The sequence below is a fragment of the Lapillicoccus sp. genome (assembly GCF_036559105.1).
Classification (GTDB): Bacteria; Actinomycetota; Actinomycetes; order Actinomycetales; family Dermatophilaceae; genus Lapillicoccus.
Genome location: NZ_DATBTV010000004.1, coordinates 1 through 22,611, shown reverse-complemented (window position 1 = coordinate 22,611; position 22,611 = coordinate 1). Strand labels below are relative to the sequence as shown.

Here is a 22,611-nt window from a genome sequence, read left to right as displayed (position 1 = left end):
GATGTTCGCCCAGATGCTGCTGTTCGCGCTGCTGAGCGTGGTGGTGGCCTTCAGCCTGGCGGCGGCCGAGTCCGCGATCTTCCGGATGTCGCGCGTCCGCGCCGCCGAGCTGGCCGAGGAGGGCCGGTCGGGGTCGCTGTCCCTGGTCACCGTCGTCGCCGACTCCGCCGCATACCTCGCCGTGCTCGCGTTCCTGCGCGTCGTCGCTGAGGCGACGTGTGCGGTGTTCATCACCGTGGCCGTCCTGAGCCTGCTGGACAGCGTCGGGTGGGCGCTGACCATCTCGATCGTCATCATGGCCGTCGTCTCGTTCGTCGTCGTCGGCGTCTCCCCGCGGACCCTGGGACGCCAGAACTACGACACCGTCGCGCTCTGGGCCGCCCCGGTCGCGGTCGGCCTCCGCAAGGTCCTCGGTCCGGTCTCGCGGGTCCTCGTCGCGCTGGGGAATGCGGTCACGCCGGGGAAGGGCTACCGCGACGGCCCGTTCCAGAGCGAGGCGGAGCTGCGCGACCTGCTCGACATGGCCGGTGACACCGCGGTCATCGAGGAGGGGGAGCGGGAGATGATCCACTCGGTCTTCGAGCTCGGCGACACCGTCGTTCGCGAGGTGATGGTCCCGCGGACCGACATGGTGACCATCAGCCAGGACAAGACGCTCCGGCAGGCCATGTCCCTGTTCATCCGCTCCGGGTTCTCGCGCATCCCGGTCGTCGGCGACGACAGCGACGACGCGAGGGGCCTGCTCTACCTCAAGGACGTCGTGCGGCGGACGTATGCGGACCCCGAGGCCTCCCACATGCCGGTCGACCAGGTCATGCGCCCGCTGCACTTCGTGCCCGAGAGCAAGCCCGCCGACGACCTGCTCCGGGAGATGCAGCTGGAGCAGAACCACTTCGCGATGATCGTCGACGAGTACGGCGGGACCGCCGGCCTGGTCACCATCGAGGACATCCTCGAGGAGATCGTCGGGGAGATCGACGACGAGTACGACAAGGAGTCGCCGTCGGTCCAGGACCTGGAGGACGGCGCGTTCCGGGTACCGGCCGGAATGAGCATCGACGACCTCGGTGACCTCTTCGACGTCGACATCGAGGAGGAGGAGGTCGACACCGTCGGCGGTCTGCTGGCCAAGGCGATCGGGCGAGTCCCGATCCCCGGGTCGCACGCGCCGGTGGCCGGGCTGTCGCTCACCGCCGAGAAGATGGCCGGCCGACGTCACCGGATCGCGACCGTGATCGTGCGACGGTTGGATCCGCTCGACGCCGACGACGTCGAGCCGCTCGCCCGGCGGGTCCTCGAGAGGGAGCAGGCACATGACGGATGAGCGGCGTGGTACGGATCCCTCGGCCCCTGACGCGGACGCCGCCGCGGAACTCGCATACCGGGCGGGGTTCGCCTGTCTGGTGGGTCGCCCGAACGCCGGCAAGTCGACGCTGACCAATGCCCTGGTCGGCCAGAAGGTCGCGATCACCTCCTCGAAGCCGCAGACCACCCGGCACACCATCCGCGGCATCGCGATGAGCCCGAGGGCGCAGCTGGTCCTCGTCGACACGCCGGGGCTGCACAAGCCGCGTACGCTGCTCGGCCAGCGGCTCAACGACCTGGTCCGCGAGACGCTCCTCGAGGTCGACGTCATCGGGTTCTGCCTGCCGGCCGACCAGCGGCCGGGGCCCGGTGACACCTACATCGCCCGCGAGCTGACCGAGCTGCAGCGGGTGAAGCACAAGCCCGTCGTCGCCATCGCGACCAAGAGCGACCGCGTGGATCGCGGCCAGCTCGCCGAGCACCTCATCGCCATCGACCAGCTCGGGTCGTGGGACGAGATCATCCCGTGCTCCGCGACCCGCGGCGACCAGGTCGAGGAGGTGCGCGACGTCCTGTCGAACCACCTACCGGAGTCGCCGCAGCTGTACCCCGACGGCGTCCTCACCGACGAGCCGGAGGCGGTGATGATCGCCGAGCTGGTCCGCGAGGCCGCTCTGGAAGGCGTGCGCGACGAGCTGCCGCACTCGCTGGCGGTCGTCGTCGAGGAGATGGTGCCCCGGGAGGGGCGGCCGGCTGGCAAGCCGTTGCTCGACGTGCGCGTCAACGTCTACGTCGAGCGGTCCAGCCAGAAGGCCATCATCATCGGCCGCGGTGGTTCCCGGCTGCGCGAGGTCGGGACGACGGCCCGCACGGCGATCGAGGCCCTGCTCGGCCAGCCGGTCTACCTGGACCTGCACGTCAAGATCGCCAAGGACTGGCAGCGCGACCCGAAACAGCTGCAGCGACTGGGGTTCTGAACCGCCCGGCGATCGCGCCCTTGCCGTTCAGCGCGGTGACATGTGCCCCTCCCGCGGGGTGGAAGTCACCGCCCTGATTACTACTTCTTGGGCTTCTTCTTGGGCTTCTGGCTCGTCTTCTTCGCGGTCGCCTTGAGAACCTTCACCGTCTGCCAGGCGTCCTGGACGGCCTTGGCCTGGGTGCTCGCGTCGCCGAACCGTGCCTTCGCCGCATCCACCGTCAGCGCCGCGAAGCCGGCGAAGTCGATGTCCTTGGTGACCTTGCTGCCCGTGAGCACGTCGTACCAGACGAGCCCGGCGCCCTCCCAGCTCGTCCCGCCGATGCCGGTGGCCGCGAGGTAGAACGCCCGGTTGGGGATGCCGGAGTTGGTGTGCACCCCGCCGTTGTCGTGCTGCGAGTCGGCCGGCAGCGTGACGTAGCCGTCCATGTCGGCCGGCTGCGGGTCCTTGCCGAGCACCGGGTCGTCGTAGGCCGTGCCCGGTGCCTTCATCGAGCGCAGCGCCACCCCGTTGACCTTCGCCGTGAACAGTCCCTCGCCGATGAGCCAGTCCGCGTCCGCCGCGTCCTGACCGAGCACCTGCTGCTTCACCATCGAGCCGAAGCAGTCGGACAGGGACTCGTTGAGCGCACCGGACTGGGTGACGTAGGTGAGGCCCGCGGTGAACTGGGTCACGCCGTGGGTCAGCTCGTGCCCGATGACGTCGACGCTCGAGGTGAAGTCGTTGAAGTAGGTGCCGTCCCCGTCGCCGAACACCATCTGCTGGCCGTCCCAGAACGCGTTGTCGTACTTCTCCTGGTAGTGCACCGACGCGATGAGCTCGAGCCCCTTGGCGTCGAGCGAGTCGCGCTGGAAGGCCGACCAGTAGAGCTGCCACGTCGCGCCGAGGCCGTCGTAGGCGCGGTTGACCGGGTCGTCGGAGGTCGCGGGCTTGCCCTCGCCACGGACCAGCTTTCCGGGCAGTGTGGACGTGTGCTGCGCGTCGTAGACGGCGCGCTGCACGACCGGCGCGGCGGTGGCCGGCTTGCGGACCTCCGGGGCTTCACGAAGGTTCGGCAGACCCGGGATCGGCCCACGCAGGTCGCCCCGCCCACGCTCGGCCACGACCTCACGCAGCTGGCGGAGCTGGACGTCCGCCTCCAACGTGCGCTGCGCCGCGGCGGCGGCGTCGTCCGGGACCTCGGGGTGGTCGGGGCCGGCGCCCTCGGCGATCCGGCGCAGCATGTCGGGCGGGACGATCCCGCAGCCGACTGCGGGGCGGTTCGGGGAGTGTGGCATCGACGTCATGCACCTCACCCTGGCGCGCGCCACCGACAACGGCAACGCCGCAGGGCCGGCTCGGAGCGAACTCACAGCGGCTTAAGGTGGAGGGCGATGAGTGAGACGACCACGACCACGACCACGACCACGACCCGACTCCTACGCGCCCGACCGGCCGACGTCGGCATCCCCGCCGCCGCCGTGGACGCCGTGCTCGACGGATGGGAGGCGCGCGGCCTGGAGCTGCACAGTCTCATGGTCGTGCGGCACGGCCACGTGGCCGCCGAGGGGTGGTGGACGCCGTACTCCGCCGACCGCATCCACCTGCTCTACTCGTTGAGCAAGTCGTTCACCTCGACCGCGGTCGGGTTCGCCGTCGCCGAGGGACGGTTCCGGCTGGACGACCGCGTCGTCGACCTCCTGCCCGACCACGCGCCGGACGACGTAGACCCATCGGTTGCGCAGCTGACCGTCCACCACCTGCTGTCGATGTCGACCGGCCACCGCGAGGACACCCTGGAGCGCGCCCACCGCCTCGACGCCGACGACCCCGTCGGGGCCTTCCTGCGCATCCCACCGGAGGAGCCGGTCGGGTCCCGGCACGCCTACAACAACGCGACCACGTATGCGCTCGCCACGATCGTCGAGGAGCGCACCGGCCAGCCGCTGCTCGCCTACCTCCGGCCGCGGCTGTTGGACCCGCTCGGCATCGGTGCCGCCCGCTGGGACATCGACGGGCACGGTGTCGCTCTCGGGTTCACCGGCCTGCACCTGCAGACCGAGTCCATCGCGTCCTTCGGCCAGCTGCTGCTCCAGGACGGGCAGTGGAACGGGCAGCGCATCCTGCCGGACGGGTGGGTGGGCCTGGCCACCCGGAAGCACATCGACAACGACAACGACCCGAACGGGCCGCTCGACTGGCGGCAGGGCTACGGCTACCAGTACTGGATGGCCCGGCACGGGTTCCGTGGCGACGGAGCGCACGGCCAGTTCTGCATCGTGGTCCCCGAGGCCGACCTGGTCGTCGCCACGACGGCCCGGGTGGACGACATGCAGGCCATCCTCGACGTGCTCTGGGAGCGCCTGCTCCCGGCGCTGGACCGCACCCCCGCTGACGACGAGGAGGCGGCGTCGGCCCGGCTGGCCGCGCGCCTCGAGGCTCTGGTGCTCCCTGTGGTCGAGGCCGGCCACGAGGGTCCCGACGGGCCCCGCACGTTCGTCGTCGAGGAGCGAGGAGCGGACCAGCCGCTCGCCCCGGGCACCGAGCTGACCGTGATCCGCGACGGCGCCGACCACCTGCTCAGCCTGCGGCTGCCGTCGGCGGAGCTTGCCGTCCTCTGCGGGCACGACCGGTGGACGGAAGGTCTGCTGGGCCAGGCGTCCGGGGTCTCGCGCGGGTCGCGGGGAGCGCCTCCGGTCGGCCCGACGCCGGTGGTCTGCCGCGGCGGCTGGACCGCTCCGGACACCTTCGAGGCCGACCTCGTGCTCATCGAGACCCCGCATCGGATCCGTATGCGCGGCAACGGTTCTCGGCTAGAGGCGTGGTGGAACGCCCCGCCCCTCTCGGGGGCCGCCCTCGAGGCTCACCTGCCCTGGTGACGGGGCGCGACCGTCAGTAGCGACGGTCCGTCACGCCCCACTGCGGTGCGTCCTGGGGCGTCCCGGTCCCCGTCGCCGAGCCGCCGAACGCCGACCCCGGGCCGGTCTCGACTCCAGAGCTCGACGAGCTGCCGGCCTTGAGCCGCTTGACGTTCCGGCGCATGAGATAGCGATCGCGTCGGGTCGGGTAGCGGACCCGGACCGTCCCGGCCATCGAGGTGCCGTGGAGGATGAGCAGCGGCTTACCGGGCTGCGGGATGGCGTCCACCGTGTTGGAGACGGCTCCGATGCCCTTGCCGACCTGGTCGGTGTTGGCCGCCCAGCCCTCCGGGACGACGAGGACCACCGAGCCGACGCCGGCGGACACGGCGATGTCGACCACCCCGTGGGGACAGATCGCCTGCTGGAAGTCGAGCTTCACGGTCGCCATTCCGGCGTTGAGCGAGAGGTATGCGGGGACGGTCCAGACCCCACGCCGCACGTAGCTCGACATCCCACCGGTGATCGACTGCCGGTGGTCCGGGTCCTGGCCCAGCCGGGCGAGGTTCGCGGTGGCGGCGGTCTGCCGGACGCCGGCCGACGGCGGCGGCACCGGCAGGTCCGCGACCAGGCGGTCCAGGTCCGCGTAGGTCCGCGCCTGGCGCGCGCGGCCGGACAGGTCGTCGAGCTCGGGGGCGGTGAGCCGGCCCTCCGCATACTGCTGCATGAGCACGTGGACGAGCTGTTCTCGCTCGTCATGGCCCACGCGCAGGCTTCCCGCGTCAGTCACCCCCACATCGTACGAGAGGGAGCGCGCCCGCCGCCGGGGCGCCGGTCTCAGGATCCGGGCGCCCGGCGGGCGGGCTGGACGCGTCGCGAGGCACGGGCATACCCTCGGCCTGTGCGTTCGGCGCTCCTCCTCCTTCGCTGCCGCGACGAGGCCTAGACACTCGGCCTCCCTCGTCGCGGAGCTCGTCGTGTCCGGCTGAGAACCAGCAGCAGCTCCAGCGAACACGAGGACGTGAGAGAAGTGCTCCACCCCCAGACCCCTTCGGGGATGCCGTTCGGCCGGTACGTACCGTTCCACGAGCAGATCGCCGTCGACCTGCCGGACCGGACCTGGCCCACCAAGCGGATCACCAGCGCGCCGCGGTGGTGCGCCGTCGACCTGCGCGACGGCAACCAGGCGCTCATCGACCCGATGAACTCCGAGCGCAAGAAGCGGATGTTCGACCTGCTCGTCCGGATGGGGTACAAGGAGATCGAGGTCGGGTTCCCGTCGGCGAGCCAGACCGACTTCGACTTCGTCCGCGAGCTCATCGAGGGGCACCACATCCCGGACGACGTGACCATCCAGGTGCTCACCCAGTGCCGGGACCACCTGGTGCACCGCACCTTCGACGCGATCCGCGGCGCCAAACAGGCCATCGTCCACTTCTACAACTCGACCTCGGTCCTCCAGCGGCGGGTGGTGTTCGGTCTCGACCAGGAGGGGATCATCGACATCGCGGTCCAGGCCGCGCGGCTGTGTCGCAAGCTCGAGGAGACGGTGGCCGACACCGACGTCTACTACGAGTACTCGCCCGAGTCCTACACCGGCACCGAGCAGGACTTCGCCGTCCGGATCTGCAACGCGGTCATCGACGTCATCGACCCCACGCCGGACCACAAGCTGATCGTGAACCTCCCGGCCACGGTCGAGATGGCCACGCCCAACGTGTACGCGGACTCGATCGAGTGGATGGTCCGGCACCTCGAGCGGCGCGAGTCGGTCGTCGTGTCGCTACACCCGCACAACGACCGCGGCACCGGCGTCGCGGCCGCCGAGCTGGGCTACCTGGCCGGTGCCGACCGCATCGAGGGCTGCCTGTTCGGCAACGGCGAGCGGACGGGGAACGTCTGCCTGGTGACCCTGGGCATGAACCTCTTCTCGCAGGGCATCGACCCCCAGATCGACTTCTCCGACATCGACGAGATCCGTCGCACGGTGGAGTACTGCAACCAGCTGCCGGTCGGCGAGCGTCATCCGTGGGGCGGTGACCTCGTGTTCACGGCCTTCTCCGGCTCGCACCAGGACGCCATCAAGAAGGGCTTCGAGTGGCTGGACCACGACGCCGCCGAGGCCGGTAAGACGGTCGACGAGTTCGTCTGGGCTGTCCCGTACCTGCCGATCGACCCCCATGACATCGGCCGCAGCTACGAGGCCGTCGTCCGGGTGAACAGCCAGTCCGGCAAGGGTGGCGTCGCCTACATCATGAAGTCGGAGCACCACCTGGACCTTCCGCGCCGACTACAGATCGAGTTCTCCGGCGTGGTCCAGCGGGGAGTCGACCACGACGGTGGCGAGGTGTCACCGGCGCAGCTGTGGGAGCGGTTCGAGTACGAGTACCTCCCGTCACCACCGGAGGCCTGGGGCCGGTTCGGGTTGATGTCGGTGCACTCCGACTCGACCGTCGACGGCGGCAGTCGCCTCTCGGTGACGTTGACCGACAAGGGGAACGACGTCGTCGCGCAGGGCACGGGCAACGGACCGATCGCGGCGTTCACCGACGCCCTGTCCGGTCTCGGCGTCGACGTGCGCGTCCTGGACTACCAGGAGCACGCGCTGTCCGCCGGTGGCGACGCGCGAGCGGCCGCCTACGTCGAGTGCGCCGTGGGTGACCGGGTGCTCTGGGGCGTCGGACTCGACTCGTCCATCGTCACGGCCTCGCTCAAGGCCGTCGTGTCGGCCGTCAACCGGGCCGAGCGGGACGCGCTCGACGAATCGTGACGCGTCTCGTCCTCGGTGGGTTCGGGTCCGCGCTGGGTCTGGTCCGCCTCGGGCCGCAGGGCTTCGGCCCACCGGCCGAGGTGGCGCCGGCGCCCAGCCCCTCGTTCGTCATCGCCTCGCCGGACGGACGGTTCGTGTACGCGGCGCTCGAGGGTGACGACGGTCGGGTGGGTACGTGGGCGGTCACCGACGACCCGCCGTGGCCGGCGCTGGGCCAGCAGTCGACCGGCGGTGCCGCCCCGTGCCACCTGGCCCTGAGCCCGGACGGTCGGTGCTTGGTGACGGCCAACTACACGTCGGGTTCGGTGAGCGTCCATCCGGTGCACGGCGACGGATCTCTCGGGGCGAGAACGGATCTCGTCGAGCATCGCGGTCACCACGGTCCGCAGGCCGACCGCCAGGACGGCCCGCACGCTCACCAGGTGGTGTTCGTCGACGGTGGGCTTCTGGTCTGTGACCTCGGGCTGGACGCGGTGGTCGGCTACCACCTCGACGACGGCCGGCTGACGGAGGTGGCGAGGTCGGCGATGCCGGTCGGTTCGGGCCCGAGACACCTCGTGCTCGACGGGGCCACCGCCTACGTGCTCGGCGAGCTCTCCTCGACGGTGACGGTATGCGACGTGGCGGGGCTGGTCCTCACACCGGGGGAGACGGTGTCCTCGCGGCGGCCGGACGCGGCGGGTCAGAACACCGCGGCCGAGCTCGTGCTCGTCGGCGGCGAGGTCCTCGCGTCCAACCGTGGCGACGACACGGTGGCCGTGCTGACGCGGGCGGGCATCGGCCTGCGGATGGACGGATCGGTGTCGTGTGGTGGGTCGTGGCCGCGGTGGATGGGTGTGGTCGACGGTGAGGTGCTGGTCGCGAACGAGCGCTCGGACGGGGTCGCCCTCCTGCGACGACGTCGCGAGGGGTGGGCGGTGGTCGACGTCGTGGACTGGCCGGCTCCGACCTGCTGCGCACCACTGCCCGGCTGACCTCACCTCGACTCCCGCCTCGACTCCCGCCCCGAATCCCGGCTCGAATCCGGCTCGACTCCCGTCGGCGAGGTCCGGCCGCGGGGATCCGCCGGCTAGCGGACGCCCCGCACGCGGAACTGGATCGAGATGCGCGGGCCGACCTCCTTCGTGGTCTTCGGGATCGCGTGGTCCCAGGTGCGCTGACAGGAGCCGCCCATGACGACGAGGTCGCCGTGCCCCAGCGGCAGCCGCTGGCTGGCGGCTCCACCGTTGCGGGGGCGCAGCATCAGCGGGCGCGGGCTGCCCACCGAGAGGATCGCCACCATGGTGTCCTCGCTCGTCGACCGGCCGATGCGGTCGCCGTGCCAGGCGACGCTGTCGCGGCCGTCGCGGTAGAGGCACAGCCCCGCCGTGACGAAACGCTCGCCCAGCTCGGGCTCGTAGTGGTCGCTCAGCGCATCGCGAACCGTCGTGAGCATCGGATGGGGCAGTGCCTCGTCGACGTCGTAGAACCTCGTCAGGCGTGGGACGTCGACGACGTTGTCGTACATCTGCCGACGCTCCGCCCGCCACGGCACGCCGTGATGCAGACCGTCGAACAGGGCGTCGCCACCGGTGAGCCACGCCGGGCGGAGGTCCACCCAGGCACCGGAACCGAGCTCGGTCCGGACGAGGCCGTCGGAGAGCTCGTGGAGGGTCAGGCCGTCATCGAGGTCGAGCAGCGACCCCTGCATCGCGAACGACATCCCGACACTGTAGCCCAGCAGTCGAACAGGTGTTCGGACGACGTGCGTCCGGACGAGGTCAGGGTGTCGTGAGCAGGCGGGCGATGCGCGACAGGGTGTCGGGGACCAGACGGTAGTAGGCCCAGCGGCCGCGTTGCTCCCGGGTGAAGATGCCGGCGTCGACGAGGACCTTGAGGTGGTGCGACACCGTCGGCTGCGACAGCCCGACCGGGTCGGTGAGGTCGCAGACGCAGGCCTCCGCGTCGGCGTGCGCGGCGACGAGGGAGATCAGTCGCAGACGCACCGGGTCGGCCACGGCCTTGAGGGACGTCGCGAGCGTCTCGGCCTCGGCGGGGCTGATGACCTGCCCCACGACCGGGGAGCAGCAGTCCTCGAGCAGCGGCAGCGGCGTGGGGGCCATGGGTCCCACTATCGCATACATATTGACAGGCATCGATGGGTGAGGCAGCATCGTCCATCGACAGATGTCGATGCATCGAGAGGATGTGGACGATGAGCGAGCTGCGCGAGCAGGTGCGCGACACGTACGCCGCGGCGGCGCTGAGGGTGACCTCCGGCGCCGAGAGCGACGGCTGTGGTTGTGGCTGTGGTTGTAGCGACGGTGGGTGCTGTGGATCGGGCTCCGCCTCGGCGTCGGGCCCGGTGATGTTGGAGATCGACGACACCTTCGGGTCGGCGCTCTACTCGGCCCAGGAGCGCGGCGAGCTGCCGATGGAGGCGGTAGCGGCGAGCCTGGGCTGCGGCAACCCGACGGCGGTCGCCGACCTCCACGCCGGAGAGCGGGTCCTCGACCTGGGCTCCGGCGGCGGGATCGACGTCCTCCTCTCGGCCCGCCGCGTGGGGCCGACCGGCTACGCCTACGGGGTCGACATGACCGACGAGATGCTCGACCTCGCCCGCGCCAACGCCGCGAAGGCCGGCGCGACCAACGTCGAGTTCGTCAAGGGCACGATCGAGGACGTCCCGCTGGCCGACGGTGCCGTCGATGTCGTCATCTCGAACTGCGTCGTCAACCTGTCGGTCGACAAGCCCGCGGTCCTCGCTGAGATGTACCGGGTCCTCACGCCCGGTGGGCGGATAGGGATCAGCGACGTCGTGGCCGAGGACCACCTGACCGTTGCCGAACGGGCCGAACGCGGCTCCTTCGTCGGGTGCATCGCCGGCGCCCTGTCGCGTCGCGAGTACCTCGAGGGCCTGGCGGCGGTGGGGTTCGAGGGCGCCAGCGTCGAGTTCACCCACGAGGCGGCGCCGGGGATGCACGGCGCGATCGTCCGCGCGACCAAGCCGGCCCTCATTCCGTGACGGCGGTCCCGGCGGAGCTCCGCTCCGACATCGAGGGCTCGCTGCTCCGGCGGATGACCGCGGAGGCGGTAGGCAGCGGGTTCCTCGTGGCCGCCGTCGTCGGCTCGGGCATCGCCGCGGCTCGGCTGTCGCCCGGCCAGCCGGGCCTGCAGCTCCTCGAGAACGCCCTGGTCACCGGTGCCGTGCTGACCGCGATGATCCTCGCGCTGCACCCCGTGTCCGCGGCGTTCAACCCGGTCGTCGTCCTCGTGGAGCGGGCCGACGGGCTGGTGTCGAGCCGGGATGCGGTCGGTCTCGTCGCCGCCCAGGTCGTCGGCGCGGCGGTCGGCGCCGTGACGGCGAACGTGATGTTCGACCTGCCGCCGGTGACGGTCGCGTCCACCGACCGTGGTGGTGGCGGACTCTGGGTCGCCGAGGTGGTGGCGACCGCAGGACTGGTGCTCGTCGCCTACGGTGCGGGCCGGTCCGGGTCGGCCGGCTCCGCGCGACTGCGGGTGGCGCTGGCGGTCGGTGCCTACATCACGGCGGCGTACTGGTTCACCAGCTCGACGAGCTTCGCCAACCCTGCCGTGACACTCGCGCGGACGCTCTCGGACACCTTCGCCGGCATCGCCCCGGCCTCCGTACCGGCGTTCGTCCTCATGCAGGTCGTGGGCGCCGCCCTCGGCTACGGGTTGGTCCGCCTCCTCCGTGCCCCATCAGAAGGAACGAGCCGATGACCGAGCCCCGGCCGAGCGTCCTGTTCGTCTGCGTCCACAACGCCGGCCGCTCGCAGATGGCCGCGGGGTACCTCACCGCGCTCGCCGCCGGTCGGGTGAACGTGTTCTCGGCGGGGAGCCAGCCGGTCGACCAGGTCAACCCGGTGGCCGTGGACGTGATGGCCGAGGAGGGGATCGACATCGCGAGCGAGGTGCCGAGCGTCCTCACCACCGACGCCGTCCGCACCGCCGACGTCGTCATCACCATGGGCTGCGGCGACGCCTGCCCGATCTTCCCGGGGAAGCGCTACGAGGACTGGGAGCTCGACGACCCGGCCGGGCAGCCGGTCGAGACGGTCCGCCGCATCCGGGATGACATCCGGGCGCGGGTACGGACGCTGCTGCGGGAGCTGACCAGCGAGGGGTGAGTCCTTCGCTACCGGTCAGGGGAGGAGGACCACCCGCTGGCTCGGGTATTCGTCGGTCCGCCAGACCTGTTCGACGTCGGCCAGGGGGACAGGCCTGGCGTCGACCGTGAGGCGTCCGGCCGAGATCTCGTGGGCGAGCGACGGTAGCTCGGCGAGGATCTCCGCGGTGGTCACCGAGCCCTGCCCACTCCCGACGATGTCGAGTCGGGCGGCCCTTAACGCGGCGGACGGGATGGGCGCCGACCGGCCGGCCACCTAGCCGATCTGGACCCACGTCAGCGGCTTCTCCCGCGGCTCGCGCGCGCTCACCAGCGCGACCATCGCCCTGACGGCCGGCTCGCCCCACAGGTAGTGAGCACGACGTCGACGTCGCGGGCGCCCTCGGCGAGCTGTTCGGCGACGGTGTACGGGTCGGCGTCGACGGCCACCGTGGCGGTCGCGCCCACGGCGCCAAGGCTGGCCAGTCGCCGACGGTCGCGCCCGACGGCCACGACGGCGGTCGCGCCCAGATGCCGGGCCACCTGTACGGCCAGACGACCGGCGTTACCCGTGGCCCCCAGCACCAGGACGCGCTGTCCGGTCCGGAGCTCGAGACGGCGGCGGAGAGCGACCCAGGAGGACATCGCCGGGTTCATCGCGGCGGCGAGGGCGACCACGTCCGCGTCGTCGGGGAGGAGGATGCTGCGCTGTTCGTCGACGACGGTCCGCTCCGCCATCGATCCTCGGGTGGGTGTCGGGAAGCACGAAGTACCGCACCCGCCCGTCGGGGGCTCGGCCCACACCGTCGATGCCCGGGATGACCGGCAGCCCGTCGGTGCTCGAGTAGTGCGACCCGTCGGCCTGCGACCGCACGCGGGGATCGAGCCCCGCGGCGACGACGTCGACGACGAGGTCGGCGGGCCCGGAGGGGGTCGGCGTGTCGACGTCCTCGTAGCGCGGTGGCGTGTCGAACGAGGTGACCACGGCAGCCTTCACGGCAACTCTTAAAGATTCGTATTACACACTAAAATACGTCGTATCACGAACTGACTCAAGTGAGGATCTGATCCGTGACGAGCACACCGGAGACCGACCACGACGGCTTGGTCGATGCCCTGGCGCAGGCGGGGTTCGCGACGATGGCCGCGCTGACTCGGCTCAGCGCGGTGCACGACCTCTCCCTGACGCAGCTGCGGGTTCTCGCGATCCTGCGGGACCGCCGAGTCCGGATGTCGAGGCTGGCCGACCACCTCGGTCTCGAACGGTCCACCCTGTCGGGGCTGGTCGACCGCGCCGAGCGCCGGAACCTGCTCCGGCGGACACCGAACCGGACCGACGGACGCGCCGTCGACGTCGTCCTCACCGCCGAAGGTGCCCGCCTCGCGCGACGGCTCGAGGCCGAGGTGCGGAGCTCCCTGGCACCGATGACCGCCTCGCTGACGCCGGCGGAGCAGCGCCGGCTCCGCACTCTGCTGGAACGGCTCCTCGACCCACGGCCAGAATGACACCGGCGGTCTCCCGCGAGGACCTGTACGCGCAGGGCGTCCACGTCCACCGCCGATCGCGACCCGCTTCCTAGACTCTTCCCATGGGAGCCACGACGGCGCACCGGTCGACCACCGAGCTGCTGACCCTGCACGCCGTCCGGCTGAAGGGGATGGCCGACGGGGGGGAGGTGGCGGCTCGGTTCGCCCTCGACCGGTCGGAGTCCGACGAGCTGCTGCTGGACTTCGAGGCGTACGGCTGGGTCACCCGGGTCGAGTTCGCGGGGACCGGGGGCTGGACCCTGACCACCGCCGGTCGTCGGGAGGACGAACGGCGACTGGCCGACGAGCTCGCGGCCGCCGGCGCGGCGGAGCCGGTGCACGACGCATACCGGAGCTTCCTGCCGTTCAACGGGCGCCTGCTCAAGGCCTGCACCGAGTGGCAGCTGCGGCCGACCCCGGACGACGCGCTCGGCCCGAACGACCACTCCGACATCGTGTGGGACCAGCACGTGCTCGCCGAGCTGGCCGACCTGGGTGACGAGCTCATCGACGTCGCCGCGGTGCTGAGCGGTCGGCTGGACCGGTTCGCGGGCTACGACCAGCGCTACGGGGCGGCCCTGACCCGGGCGGTGAACGGCGAGCCCGCCTGGGTGACCCGGCCGCGGGTCGACTCCTGCCACACCGTCTGGATGGAGCTGCACGAGGACCTGCTGGCCACCCTCGGGATCGACAGGGGTGACGAGACGGACGAGACGGACGACCCGGCGGAGCTGGGGGGTGGGCGCTAGGGCGAAAGTCCGAGCTCGGTAACCGCCCGGCCGCGCGCCGGGGGGGCAGGAGTCCGCGCCTGGGAGAGAATGGCCGACGTGCCCCTCTACCGTGACGAGGCCGTCGTGCTGCGCACCCACCCGTTGGGTGAGGCCGACCGCATCATCACCCTCCTGACCAAGGAGCGCGGCCGGATCCGGGCCGTGGCCAAGGGCGTGCGCCGCACCAAGTCCCGGTTCGGGGCACGGCTGGAGCCGTTCATGGTCGTCGACGTGCAGTGCTACGAGGGCCGCAACCTCGACACGGTGACCCAGGCCGAGAGCCTGGCGACCTACGGGCAGACCATCGCCCGGGACTACACGGTCTACACCGCCGCCACCGTCATGGTGGAGACGGCCGAGCGGCTCACCGAGGAGCACGAGCCGTCCACCCAGCAATACCTCCTGCTCGCCGGCGCCCTGCGCTCGCTCGGCGGCGGCGAACACGAACCGGGACTGGTCCTCGACGCCTACCTGCTGCGCTCGCTCGCGGTCGCGGGCTGGGCGCCGAGCTTCCACGACTGCGCGAAGTGCGGGGGCCCCGGGCCGCACTCGGCCTTCAACATCCCTGCGGGCGGTGCGGTATGCCCGGTGTGCCGCCCGCCCGGGTCGGCGGCCCCCGCGCCGGAGACGCTGCGGCTGCTGGCCGCACTGCTCAGCGGGGACTGGGTCCTTGCCGACGCCTCCGACCTGCGCGTACGCCGCGAGGGCAGTGGACTGGTGACGGCGTTCCTCCAGTGGCACCTCGAGCGCGGGGTCCGCTCGCTGCGGCACGTCGAGCGCATCGCCCAGGGCTGACCGGCGATGCCCACCAGCCCCTACGCGGCGCCGTTCGCGCATCCGAGCGGTGCCCGGCCACCGACGATCCCGGCCGAGGTCCTCCCGAGGCACGTGGCCATCGTCATGGACGGCAACGGCCGTTGGGCCAACGCCCGCGGACTGCCCCGGACGAAGGGGCACGAGGCGGGCGAGGCCTCGCTGCTCGATGTCGTGGCCGGGGCGATCGAGGTCGGCGTGACCCACCTGTCGGCGTACGCGTTCTCGACCGAGAACTGGCGGCGCTCCCCGGACGAGGTCCGCTTTCTCATGGGCTTCAACCGCGACGTGATCCGACGGCGCCGTGACCAGCTGAACGAGTGGGGCGTCCGGATGCGGTGGGTCGGGCGACGCCCGCGCCTGTGGCGGTCGGTCATCCACGAGCTCGAGGTCGCCCAGGACCTCACTCGCGACAACACCGGCCTGACCCTCTACTTCTGCGTGAACTACGGCGGCCGGGCCGAGGTCGCCGACGCCGTGGTCCGCATCGCCGAGGACGTCCGCCTGGGCCGGCTGAAACCGGGCGGCATCGACGAGAAGACCATCGGCCGCTACCTCGACGAGCCCGACATGCCCGACGTCGACCTGTTCGTGAGGTCCTCCGGCGAGCAGCGGACCTCGAACTTCCTGCTGTGGCAGTCCGCCTACGCCGAGATGGTCTTCCTCAACACGCTCTGGCCGGACTTCGACCGCCGCAACCTCTGGGAGGCGATCGAGATCTACGCCAGTCGCGACCGCCGCTACGGAGGCGCCGTCGACCGCGCGTGAACATCGCGCTACACCTGGCCGAGGCGCCGCCCCCGACCCCAACCGCCCAACCGGGCGCGGCATACTGTCCCGACATGCCCCCAGCCTCGACCGAAGCGCGCACGGCCCGTGAGACCCGCGGTGTGCGTGACACCTGGGACGTCATCGTCATCGGCGGCGGCCCCGCCGGAGAGAACGCCGCCGACTATGCGATCCGGGGGAGCGACCGCACCGCGGTGATCGTCGAGAACGAGCTGGTCGGTGGCGAGTGCTCCTACTGGGCCTGCATCCCGAGCAAGACGCTGCTGCGCTCCGTGGAGATGTTCACCGAGGCCGAAGGCCTGCAGGGGCTCGCAACCCGGTTGAGTACCAAGGGGATCGACGTCAAAGCGGTCCTCGGACGACGCGACGAGTTCACCTCCCACCTCGACGACGCGGGTCAGGTGAAGTGGGCCAAGGGTGCCGGCATCGACGTGCTGCGAGGGCACGGCCGGCTCACCGGGACCCGCACGGTGCAGGTCGCCGACTCCGACGGCCCGGCCCGCGACATCACCGCGCGGCACGCCGTGATCGTGGCCACCGGGACCAGCGCGACGATCCCCGACATCCCCGGTCTGCGGCAGGCGCTGCCCTGGACCTCGAGGGACGTCACGAACCTGCACCAGGTGCCGCGCCGGGTCGCGATCCTCGGGGGCGGCGTCGTGGCCTGCGAGGCCGCGACCTGGCTCCTCGGCCTCGGGGTGGAGGAGCTGACCCTTATCGATGTGGGTGATCGGATCCTGGCGCGCGCCGAGCCGTTCGCCGGCGACCTCGTCCGCCGGTCGCTGGAGGCGAGCGGCGCCAAGGTGATCACCGAGACCAAGGTCCTCGAGGTGTCCCGAAAGTCGCCGAAGGACAACGGGATCGGCCACATCAGCGGTGGCCCCGTCACGCTGCACATCGGCCGTCGGCGGTCGATCGTCGTCGACGAGCTGGTCGTCGCGACCGGACGCACCGCGTCGACCCAGGACCTCGGGCTCGAGGCGGTCGGGATCGCCGACGCCGTCACCCAGCCGCACGGGTACATCCGCACGAACGACCAGCTGCAGGTCGACGGGGTCAGCGGCCGATGGCTGTATGCGGTCGGTGACGTCAACGGACGGGCCCTGCTGACGCACATGGGCAAGTACCAGGGCCGGATCGCCGGAGCCGTGATCGCGGCGCGGGCGGGGGAGGGTGAGCGCGCCGCGGGCAAGGATTTCCGGGACCGCGCGAGCGAGCGAGTCGTCCCGTCGGTGACCTTCACGTCGCCCGAGGTGGCCAGTGTCGGGCTCACCGAGCAGGCGGCCAGAGACCTGGGGATCGACGTCGAGACGGTCGAGTACGACATGTCGCAGGTGTCCGGGGCTGCCCTGCTGCTGGACGCCTACGTGGGGCGGGCCAAGCTCGTCATCGACCGCGCCCGCGACGTTCTCGTCGGGGCGACGTTCGTCGGGACCGGCTCGGCCGAGCTCGTCCACTCGGCGACGGTGGCGATCATCGGCGGGGTCACACTCTCTGACCTGTGGCATGCGGTGCCGTCGTACCCCACGGTCAGCGAGGTCTGGCTGCGCCTCCTCGAGGCCCGTCGCGGCTGACAGTCGTTCCGCGTGGCCGGTAGTCCCGACGGGCCGGCCGTATGCGCGTTCCCGCGCCCCCTGCGCGCCGAGAGGTCACCTTCGGTTCTCATTCGCCGCGAATAAGGACCGAAGTTGGCCTCTCGGCAAGCAAGGGGCGGGTCAGGCGCGCAGCGGGTCAGCCGCGCAGCGGGGCGTCAGTCTGAGCAGTCCGAGCAGGTCCCGAAGATCTCCAGGGTGTGGGTCACGTCGCTGAAGCCGTGTTCCGCGCTCACCGCGTCGGCCCACCGCTCGACCGTGGGTCCTTCGACCTCGACGGTCCGTCCACAGGAGCGGCAGACCAGGTGATGGTGGTGCGCGCCGGTGCTGCACCGGCGGTAGACCGACTCGCCCTCGTCGGTGCGCAGGACGTCGACCTGACCCTGGTCCGCGAGGGTCTGCAGTGCGCGGTAGACCGTGGCCAGGCCGACCTTGTGGCCCTCGGTGCGCAGCCGTGCGTGCAGGTCCTGGGCGGACGTGAAGTCGTCCGCTCCGCCGAGGGCGTCAGCCACGGCCGCCTGCTGCCGGGTGAGCCGGCGAGGGTGCCCGGTCAGTCCCGTCACGGCTGGCCCGCCTTCTCCTGCGCCGGGGTCCCGGCCTCGTGGGGCGGCTCCCCAGCGGTGGCGTGCGACCCGTCGTGCTCGTCGTAGTGACCCTCGTGGGGTGCGTGGCGGTGGCCGTCGTGGAGGTAGTCCACGTGGCCGTGGTGTGACACCGCCGGGTGGCCGCACTCGGGCCCGTGCTCGTGCGCGTGGGTCTCGGCCCGCTCGTGCTGCTTGGCGCGGACCCGGGTGACCACGGCCCGGCCGGCCGACGCCGCGACGAACACGAGGATCGCCAGGACGACGATGGTGCCGCCCGACGGGGTGTCCGCCTCGTAGGAGACGACGACCCCACCGACCGAGCACACCAGGCCGATGACGACGGCCCAGCGCATCGTGGCGCGGAACGACGACCCCAACAGCTGCGCCGCGGCGACCGGCACGATCATCAGCGCGCTGATGAGCAGCAGACCGACGATCCGCATCGACACGACGACGGTCACGGCGGTGAGGACTGCCAGCGCGATGTTGAGGGCGAGCACCGGCATCCCCATCGCCCGCGCATACTCCTCGTCGCTGGCCACCGCGAACAGTCGAGGACGCAGCAGCCAGGTGGTGAGGATGACGAGCACCGCGAGGACGGCGAACACCCAGAGGTCCGAGGCCTTCACGGTGGTGATGGCGCCGAAGAGGTAGGCGGTGAGGTTGGCCGGGGTGCCCTGCGACGACTTGCTGATGATGACGACGCCGGCGGCGATGCCGCCGTAGAAGATCACGGCGAGGGCGACGTCGCCCTGTGTGCGGCCCGAGGCCCGGATCAGCTCGATCGCCACGGCGGCGAGGACCGCGGCCACCAGCGCCGTCCAGACGGGGGCGACGTTGGTGAGCAGCCCGACGGCGACTCCGGCCAGGGCGACGTGGCCCATCCCGTCGCCGATCAGCGACAGTCGGCGCTGGACGAGGAAGACGCCGACCAGCGGGGCCACGAGGCCGACGAGGACGGCCGCGAGCAGCGCGCGCTGCATGAAGTCGTACGAGAGCAGCTCGGTCACGACGCTCTCCCGGTGGGCCCGGCCTCGGCGTTGCCGGTCAGCGACGGTCGCGAGTCGTACAGCTCGTGGTCGTGATGGTAATTGTGGTGCTCGTGCAGGACCTCGGCCTCTCGCGCGAGGAAGACGTCACGAGGCCCGTCGAAGACGATGCCGCCGCTGTCGACGACCACGACGCGGGTCACGACCTCGACGAACGCATCCATCTCGTGGGTCACGACCAGCATCGTCACGCCTTGAGCGGCCAGCCGGCCGAGCACCTCGGCGAGGACGTGCTGGTTGGCGGTGTCGACCCCGGCAGTCGGCTCGTCCATGAGCAGGACATCAGGCTGGGCGGCGAGAGCACGGGCGATGAGTACCCGGCGCTGCTGTCCACCCGAGAGGGTGCCGACATCGGTCCCGGCGCGGTCGGCGAGGCCGACGATGTCGAGGGCGCGGGCGATCACCTGGCGGTCGGTGGCCGACGGGCGCCCGAACCAGGACTGGCGTACCAGCCGTCCGGTGGCGACGATCTCCTCGGCGGTCGCGCGGACGGACCCCGAGAGGGTGTGCCGCTGCGGGACGTACCCGAGGCGGGCGTGGTCACCGGTCCGCCCGAACCGGTCGAGCGGGGTGCCGAACAGCAGGACCTCGCCGCCGAGCTGGTCGCTCAGCCCGAGCAGGCCCTTGACGATCGTCGACTTCCCGGCGCCGTTCGGGCCGAGGATCGCCACGACCTCGCCGGGGAAGACGTCGAGGGTGACGTGGCGGACCACGGCGATGTCCGCATACCCGAACGCCGCCCCGCGGAGCGAGACGATCGGCTCGACCGAGGCCGCAGCGGTCATCAGCAGCCCTGGCCGGCCTTGAGCGTGGCGAGGTTCGACCGCATCACCTCAAGGTAGTCGTGACCCGCGGAGGTGCTGGTCAGCCCTTCGATCGGGTCGAGGGTGGCGAGACGGGCGCCCGTGCTCCTGGCGATGGTCTCGGCGAACGCCGGTTCGACGAGGGTCTCCGCGTAGATCGTCGTGACCCCGTGGTTCTTGACGAAGTCCGCGACCTGCGCGAGCTGCGCGGCCGACGGCTCGACGTCGGGGGACAGGCCGGCGATCGGGACCTGCGTGAACCCGTAGCGCTCGCTGAGGTACCCGAAAGCGGCGTGGCTCGTGACGAGGTCCTTGCGGGCGCACGACGCGAGGGTCGTGCGGAAGTCGGCGTCGAGCGCGCCGAGCTTGTCGGTGAACGCCGTGGCGTTCTGGGTGTAGGTCGCCGCGTTGGCCGGGTCGGCCTCTCCGAGCCGCTGGCCGATGGCGGTCGCGACGGCCGCGTAGCGCTGGGGGTCGAGCCAGAAGTGCGGGTCCTTGGCCGCGGCGGCGTCCGGCGCGGGGGTCCTGCCTTCATCCTCTTCGGGCGGGGCCGCGAGGTCGAGGTTCGCCACGGGGGCCACGTCGAAGGCGTGCAGGCTGCCCTCCTGGTCGACGGCGGTGTCGACGGCCGGCTGGAACCCCTTGGCGTAGACCACCAGGCCCGCCTCGGCCACCCTGGCGACGTCGTGCGGGCTCAGCTCGACGTCGTGCGGCTCGGCACCGGGCTTCGTCAGGCTGGTGACGGCGACGTGGTCGCCGCCGACCTGCTGGACCGCGAACTCGATCGGGTAGAACGACGCCACGACCGAGACCGGGCCCCCGGCGGTGCGGCCGGCCGCCGCCCCGTCACCCGACCCTGAGCCGCCGCAGGCGGACAGCAGTCCGCCGGCCGCCAGGGCGGCCAGGGCGAGGAGGACAACGCGACGCACACCTCGTTTGTACCCATAATGAGAATGATTGTCAAAATCGCCTAGCCGTGAGGGACTGCCTGCACGACGGTGATCGCCACGATGAGCGCGAGCACCGCCAGGCGCAACATCCGCTCGGGCAGCGTGAGCCGCGGCCACGTGTAGTAGACGAGGAACGCCACCCCCAGGGCCACCAGCGCACTCGCGAGGAAGCCCCAGCGCGGCACGACGATCCCCACGACGATCAGGGCGATGACGGCGAGGAACGGGATGACGCGGGGGAGTCGCTCGAGGCGGTCGAGCACGGGGTATGCGGCGTGCTCCACCCGCGACCGGAAGGGCAGGCTCACGCCGACGAGGGTATCGAGGGTGTCGAGGGGGGCGTACCAGCGGCGGATAACCTTGGCCACTATGGCCAGTCTGACCACCCCCGGCACCACCGTCGACACCGTTGTGAGCCTCTGCAAGCGCCGCGGCTTCGTGTACCCGAGCGGTGAGATCTACGGAGGCACCCGGTCGGCGTGGGACTACGGCCCGCTCGGTGTGGAGCTGAAGGACAACATCAAACGGCAGTGGTGGAAGGCGATGGTCATCCAGCGCGACGACGTCGTCGGCCTGGACTCCGCGATCATCCTGCCGCGCGAGACCTGGGTCGCGTCCGGCCACGTGGCGACGTTCAGCGACCCGCTGGTCGAGTGCCTGTCGTGCCACAAGCGGTTCCGCGCCGACCACCTTCAGGAGGCGGTCGCCGAGAAGCGGGCCAAGTCCGGCGACGAGGTCGACCCCGACACCATCCCGCTCACCGAGATCGCCTGCACCAACTGCGGCACCCGCGGCCAGTGGACCGAGCCGCGGCAGTTCTCCGGCCTGCTGAAGACGTTCCTCGGGGTCGTCGAGGACGAGTCGGGCCTGCACTACCTGCGGCCGGAGACCGCCCAGGGCATCTTCCTCAACTTCCTCAACGTCATGAACTCGTCGCGCCGCAAGCCGCCCTTCGGCATCGCGCAGATCGGCAAGTCGTTCCGCAACGAGATCACGCCCGGCAACTTCATCTTCCGCACGCGCGAGTTCGAGCAGAGGGAGATGGAGTTCTTCGTGGCGCCGGCGGAGGCGCCGAGATGGTTCGAGCACTGGCTGCACGAGCGCGAGCGCTGGTACACCGAGCTGGGGATCCGCCCCGACCACCTGCGCCTGCGCGCACACGAGGCGGACGAGCTGTCGCACTACTCGTCGAACACGAGCGACGTCGAGTACCTCTTCCCGATCGGCTGGTCGGAGCTGGAGGGGATCGCCGACCGCGGCGACTTCGACCTCTCCAGACACGCCGAGCACGCGCGCGAGAAGCTCGAGTACGTCGACACCGCGACGAGAGAGCGCTACGTCCCGCACGTGATCGAGCCGGCCGCCGGCGCCGACCGCGCGACGCTCGCCTTCCTCGTCGACGCCTACGACGAGGAGCAGGTCGAGGGCGAGACGCGCACGCTGCTGCGCCTGCACCCGAAGCTGGCGCCGGTGAAGGTCGCCGTCATGCCACTCGTGAAGAAGGACGGCCAGCCGGAGGTCGCGAGAGAGGTCTACGCCGACCTGCGCCGCCGCATGCAGGCCGAGTACGACGAGGGCGGCTCGATCGGCAAGCGCTACCGCCGCCAGGACGAGATCGGCACGCCGTGGGGCGTCACCGTCGACCACCAGACGCTCGAGGATCAGACCGTCACCCTCCGCGACCGTGACTCGCTCGAGCAGGTCCGCATCCCGATCGCCGAGCTGGGCGACGAGCTG

Annotated in this window: 25 protein-coding genes; 14 read left to right on the top strand and 11 right to left on the bottom strand. The window is 71.2% G+C overall.

Going from position 1 to position 22,611, the window contains the following annotated elements; all coding sequences use genetic code 11:
* The first annotated feature begins 1 nt into the window (after position 1).
* Both VIG79_RS00310 and era read left to right on the top strand, forming a co-directional pair.
* Positions 2–1,324 carry a hemolysin family protein gene (locus VIG79_RS00310; RefSeq protein WP_331880641.1) on the top strand — a complete coding sequence of 441 codons (1,323 nt, stop codon included), beginning with the start codon at positions 2–4 and terminating at the stop codon, positions 1,322–1,324.
* Positions 1,314–2,282, top strand: coding sequence for a GTPase Era (gene era / locus VIG79_RS00305; protein ID WP_331880639.1), 969 nt, complete (start codon positions 1,314–1,316; stop codon positions 2,280–2,282). Before VIG79_RS00310 ends, era begins: the two co-directional genes overlap by 11 nt.
* An 80-nt stretch (positions 2,283–2,362) precedes the next feature.
* On the opposite strand, the gene VIG79_RS00300 is transcribed toward era, so the two are convergent.
* The gene (locus VIG79_RS00300; RefSeq protein ID WP_331880637.1) at positions 2,363–3,568 is read right to left on the bottom strand and encodes a M4 family metallopeptidase; all 1,206 of its coding nucleotides are present in this window, start codon (positions 3,566–3,568) and stop codon (positions 2,363–2,365) included.
* A gap of 87 nt (positions 3,569–3,655) precedes the next feature.
* Here VIG79_RS00300 and VIG79_RS00295 point away from each other — a divergent pair, with 87 nt between their 5' ends.
* Positions 3,656–5,140 carry a serine hydrolase gene (locus tag VIG79_RS00295; RefSeq protein ID WP_331880634.1) on the top strand — a complete coding sequence of 495 codons (1,485 nt, stop codon included), beginning with the start codon at positions 3,656–3,658 and terminating at the stop codon, positions 5,138–5,140.
* Between the two features lie 13 nt (positions 5,141–5,153).
* Here VIG79_RS00295 and VIG79_RS00290 read toward each other — a convergent pair whose 3' ends face one another.
* Positions 5,154–5,909: a DUF1707 SHOCT-like domain-containing protein gene (locus tag VIG79_RS00290; protein ID WP_331880632.1), complete on the bottom strand. Its 756-nt coding sequence runs from the start codon at positions 5,907–5,909 to the stop codon at positions 5,154–5,156.
* 240 nt (positions 5,910–6,149) lie between these two features.
* Between VIG79_RS00290 and leuA the strand changes: the two genes are divergently transcribed.
* The gene (leuA, locus tag VIG79_RS00285; protein ID WP_331880676.1) at positions 6,150–7,889 is read left to right on the top strand and encodes a 2-isopropylmalate synthase; all 1,740 of its coding nucleotides are present in this window, start codon (positions 6,150–6,152) and stop codon (positions 7,887–7,889) included.
* On the top strand, positions 7,886–8,863 hold the full coding sequence (locus tag VIG79_RS00280) for a lactonase family protein (protein WP_331880630.1): 978 nt from the start codon (positions 7,886–7,888) through the stop codon (positions 8,861–8,863). Before leuA ends, VIG79_RS00280 begins: the two co-directional genes overlap by 4 nt.
* Before the next feature lie 95 nt (positions 8,864–8,958).
* Here the strand turns inward: VIG79_RS00280 and VIG79_RS00275 are convergent, their stop codons facing one another.
* Entirely contained in the window at positions 8,959–9,591 is a 633-nt protein-coding gene (locus tag VIG79_RS00275; RefSeq protein WP_331880627.1) for an alpha-ketoglutarate-dependent dioxygenase AlkB, read from the bottom strand.
* Between the two features lie 58 nt (positions 9,592–9,649).
* Positions 9,650–9,991, bottom strand: a complete 342-nt coding sequence (locus tag VIG79_RS00270) for a metalloregulator ArsR/SmtB family transcription factor (protein ID WP_331880625.1) — start codon at positions 9,989–9,991, stop codon at positions 9,650–9,652.
* Positions 9,992–10,083: 92 nt separating this feature from the next.
* Here VIG79_RS00270 and arsM point away from each other — a divergent pair, with 92 nt between their 5' ends.
* The 3 genes from arsM to VIG79_RS00255 are packed head-to-tail and all read left to right on the top strand — an operon-like array spanning position 10,084 to position 12,019.
* Positions 10,084–10,893 (top strand): arsenite methyltransferase, encoded by an 810-nt coding sequence (arsM, locus tag VIG79_RS00265; protein WP_331880623.1) that lies wholly within the window; start codon positions 10,084–10,086, stop codon positions 10,891–10,893.
* Positions 10,890–11,612 (top strand): aquaporin, encoded by a 723-nt coding sequence (locus tag VIG79_RS00260; protein ID WP_414672555.1) that lies wholly within the window; start codon positions 10,890–10,892, stop codon positions 11,610–11,612. Before arsM ends, VIG79_RS00260 begins: the two co-directional genes overlap by 4 nt.
* Positions 11,609–12,019 carry an arsenate reductase ArsC gene (locus VIG79_RS00255; protein ID WP_331880621.1) on the top strand — a complete coding sequence of 137 codons (411 nt, stop codon included), beginning with the start codon at positions 11,609–11,611 and terminating at the stop codon, positions 12,017–12,019. Before VIG79_RS00260 ends, VIG79_RS00255 begins: the two co-directional genes overlap by 4 nt.
* Before the next feature lie 15 nt (positions 12,020–12,034).
* Here VIG79_RS00255 and VIG79_RS00250 read toward each other — a convergent pair whose 3' ends face one another.
* On the bottom strand, positions 12,035–12,193 hold the full coding sequence (locus tag VIG79_RS00250; RefSeq protein ID WP_331880618.1) for a hypothetical protein: 159 nt from the start codon (positions 12,191–12,193) through the stop codon (positions 12,035–12,037).
* A gap of 131 nt (positions 12,194–12,324) precedes the next feature.
* Positions 12,325–12,735, bottom strand: coding sequence for a zinc-binding dehydrogenase (locus tag VIG79_RS00245; protein ID WP_331880615.1), 411 nt, complete (start codon positions 12,733–12,735; stop codon positions 12,325–12,327).
* Between the two features lie 333 nt (positions 12,736–13,068).
* On the opposite strand from VIG79_RS00245, the gene VIG79_RS00240 reads away from it, so the two are divergent.
* The 5 genes from VIG79_RS00240 to VIG79_RS00220 all read left to right on the top strand — a co-directional run bounded on the left by VIG79_RS00240 (position 13,069) and on the right by VIG79_RS00220 (position 17,470).
* Positions 13,069–13,503, top strand: coding sequence for a MarR family transcriptional regulator (locus VIG79_RS00240; RefSeq protein WP_331880612.1), 435 nt, complete (start codon positions 13,069–13,071; stop codon positions 13,501–13,503).
* A gap of 83 nt (positions 13,504–13,586) precedes the next feature.
* Positions 13,587–14,273 (top strand): transcriptional regulator, encoded by a 687-nt coding sequence (locus VIG79_RS00235; RefSeq protein ID WP_331880609.1) that lies wholly within the window; start codon positions 13,587–13,589, stop codon positions 14,271–14,273.
* 78 nt (positions 14,274–14,351) lie between these two features.
* A complete protein-coding gene (recO, locus tag VIG79_RS00230) occupies positions 14,352–15,089 on the top strand; it encodes a DNA repair protein RecO (protein ID WP_331880606.1) in 738 nt (245 codons plus the stop codon).
* Positions 15,090–15,095: 6 nt separating this feature from the next.
* Positions 15,096–15,875, top strand: coding sequence for an isoprenyl transferase (locus VIG79_RS00225; protein ID WP_331880603.1), 780 nt, complete (start codon positions 15,096–15,098; stop codon positions 15,873–15,875).
* A 74-nt stretch (positions 15,876–15,949) separates the two neighbouring features.
* Positions 15,950–17,470: an NAD(P)/FAD-dependent oxidoreductase gene (locus tag VIG79_RS00220; RefSeq protein WP_331880600.1), complete on the top strand. Its 1,521-nt coding sequence runs from the start codon at positions 15,950–15,952 to the stop codon at positions 17,468–17,470.
* A 176-nt stretch (positions 17,471–17,646) separates the two neighbouring features.
* Here VIG79_RS00220 and VIG79_RS00215 read toward each other — a convergent pair whose 3' ends face one another.
* From VIG79_RS00215 to VIG79_RS00195, 5 genes are read right to left on the bottom strand one after another with little or no spacing between them, the layout of a single operon-like run.
* The gene (locus VIG79_RS00215; RefSeq protein WP_331880672.1) at positions 17,647–18,042 is read right to left on the bottom strand and encodes a Fur family transcriptional regulator; all 396 of its coding nucleotides are present in this window, start codon (positions 18,040–18,042) and stop codon (positions 17,647–17,649) included.
* A gap of 5 nt (positions 18,043–18,047) precedes the next feature.
* Positions 18,048–19,082: a metal ABC transporter permease gene (locus VIG79_RS00210; protein ID WP_331880597.1), complete on the bottom strand. Its 1,035-nt coding sequence runs from the start codon at positions 19,080–19,082 to the stop codon at positions 18,048–18,050.
* Positions 19,079–19,906 carry a metal ABC transporter ATP-binding protein gene (locus VIG79_RS00205; protein ID WP_331880595.1) on the bottom strand — a complete coding sequence of 276 codons (828 nt, stop codon included), beginning with the start codon at positions 19,904–19,906 and terminating at the stop codon, positions 19,079–19,081. Before VIG79_RS00205 ends, VIG79_RS00210 begins: the two co-directional genes overlap by 4 nt.
* On the bottom strand, positions 19,906–20,853 hold the full coding sequence (locus VIG79_RS00200; protein WP_331880592.1) for a metal ABC transporter substrate-binding protein: 948 nt from the start codon (positions 20,851–20,853) through the stop codon (positions 19,906–19,908). The genes VIG79_RS00205 and VIG79_RS00200 overlap by 1 nt, the downstream gene beginning before the upstream one ends.
* A 41-nt stretch (positions 20,854–20,894) precedes the next feature.
* A complete protein-coding gene (locus VIG79_RS00195) occupies positions 20,895–21,242 on the bottom strand; it encodes a DUF6703 family protein (RefSeq protein ID WP_331880589.1) in 348 nt (115 codons plus the stop codon).
* A gap of 1 nt (position 21,243) precedes the next feature.
* On the opposite strand from VIG79_RS00195, the gene VIG79_RS00190 reads away from it, so the two are divergent.
* On the top strand, positions 21,244–22,611 hold a 1,368-nt coding region (locus tag VIG79_RS00190; protein ID WP_331880586.1), incomplete at its 3' end, for a glycine--tRNA ligase.